This is a genomic window from Streptomyces sp. MUM 2J (assembly GCF_022414535.1).
In the GTDB taxonomy this organism is placed as follows: Bacteria; Actinomycetota; Actinomycetes; order Streptomycetales; family Streptomycetaceae; genus Streptomyces.
On sequence record NZ_JADWYM010000128.1, the window covers coordinates 1 to 576 of the forward strand.

General features: G+C 64.9%; 1 protein-coding gene. It reads left to right on the forward strand.

Annotated features, from left to right (window positions below):
• Window positions 1-576, forward strand: a 576-nt coding sequence (locus I3F54_RS31940) for a cbb3-type cytochrome c oxidase subunit I (protein WP_240122416.1), incomplete at both ends; no start/stop codon positions are given.

Here is a 576-nt window from a genome sequence, read left to right on the forward strand (position 1 = left end):
GTGAAGTTCTTCAACTGGATCGGCACGATGTGGAAGGGCTCGCTGTCCTTCGAGACACCGATGCTGTGGGCCACCGGCTTCCTGATCACCTTCACCTTCGGTGGTCTGACCGGTGTCATCCTGGCCTCGCCGCCGATGGACTTCCACATCTCGGACTCGTACTTCGTGGTGGCGCACTTCCACTACGTCGTCTTCGGCACGGTCGTGTTCGCGATGTTCGCCGGCTTCCACTTCTGGTGGCCGAAGTTCACCGGCAAGCTGCTCGACGAGCGCCTGGGCAAGATCACCTTCTGGACGCTGTTCGTCGGCTTCCACACCACGTTCCTGGTGCAGCACTGGCTGGGCGCCGAGGGCATGCCGCGCCGCTACGCCGACTACCTCGCCGCCGACGGCTTCACCGCCCTGAACACGGTCTCCACGATCGGGTCGTTCGTCCTCGGCGCGTCGATGCTGCCGTTCCTCTACAACGTGTGGAAGACCGCCAAGTACGGCAAGCCGGTCGGCGTCGACGACCCGTGGGGCTACGGCCGTTCGCTGGAGTGGGCGACCTCCTGCCCGCCGCCGCGGCACAACTTC